The sequence below is a fragment of the Micromonospora sp. KC207 genome (assembly GCF_004348615.1).
In the GTDB taxonomy this organism is placed as follows: domain Bacteria; phylum Actinomycetota; class Actinomycetes; order Mycobacteriales; family Micromonosporaceae; genus Micromonospora.
The window spans coordinates 1-1,216 of the sequence record NZ_SMKJ01000596.1 but is presented as its reverse complement, the minus strand read 5'-3'; the positions used below and the strand labels follow the sequence as shown (position 1 = coordinate 1,216).

Here is a 1,216-nt window from a genome sequence, read left to right as displayed (position 1 = left end):
GCATGTGGTGGTGGAGGAGTATGTTCCTGCCGCCGGTGCGGGGGTGGTTGATGATGGGCGGGCGCGGGTGGTGTGTTTGTCCGCGCGGACTCCGGACCGGTTGCGGGCGTACGCCCGGGCCCTCCTCGACCACATCGACCGGCACGCCGTTTACGACGAGGAGGACGAGGCCCGGCCCGAGCCCGACCCGACGACGCTGCGCGAGTTGGCCGGTCTGGCGGCCGGGCTGGTCGGCGTCGCCGCGGCCGAGCTGAACCCCGGCGACGACCTCGGCGAGTACGGCTTCGACCAGGTCAACCTAGCCCAGCTCGGCGCCCGCGTCGATGCTCGGTACGACCTGCCCGTCGACCCGGAACGCTTCGCGGCCTGCCGTACCCTCGCCGATTTCGCGGCCGTGCTGCCCTCGGACCGCACCGGAGTGCAGGCGATCACGACCCCGACCGTGCGACGCGCGCCGGTGGGCTACGACCTCGAATTCGCCCGGCTGGCCTACACGCTCCAGGTCGGCCGCGACCAGATGACCGAACGGCTGGCCATCGTCGCCACCAGCGTCGCCGACCTGCGCGAGCGGCTGGTCCGTCACCTCGCCGACGACCCCACCCTCGACGGCGTGTGGACCGGCGGCGGAGCACAACGCGGAGTCCTCTCCGACCTGCTGCTCGACGGCCGTGAGGGCGCCGAGTACCTGCGCGTGCTGCGCGAGGACGGCAACGTGGACAAGCTGGCCCGGCTCTGGACCGCCGGCGTCGACCTGGACTGGGAGGCGTTGCACGCCGGCCCCCGTCCGACCCGGCTGCCGCTGCCCACGTACCCGTTCGAACCCCGACGCTGCTGGGTCTCCGGCCGGCTGCGGCCCGACGGCCTGATCGACCGGCCCGCCGGACAGCCCGGGACCGGCGCGGACCCCGCACCCGTCACGGAACCCGCGCCGGCGTTGCCGAGTGCGCCGGCGGCGGCGACCGCCGACGGGACCGCCGACCAGCGGGAACGGCTGTACGACCTGATCGCGGAGGTGCTCGGTTGGCGGCGGGAGGAGATCCGCCCGGACGCCGGTTTCGAGGAACTCGGCTTCACCTCGATCCTGGTGCACGAGCTGTCCGGACGGCTGACCGAGCGGTTCGGTCCGGTGCCGGTCACCGCACTGTTCGAGTACAAGACGGTCGACGCGCTGGCCCGGTACCTGACGGCCCTGCCCACCCCGGCACCGGTCGAGGTG

The 1,216-nt window shown here is 73.5% G+C and carries 1 protein-coding gene; it reads left to right on the top strand.

Going from position 1 to position 1,216, the window contains the following annotated elements; genetic code table 11:
• Positions 1-76: 76 nt before the first annotated feature.
• Positions 77-1,216 (top strand): acyl carrier protein (locus E1258_RS32725; protein ID WP_243715841.1); only part of this gene is annotated, 1,140 nt, incomplete at its 3' end.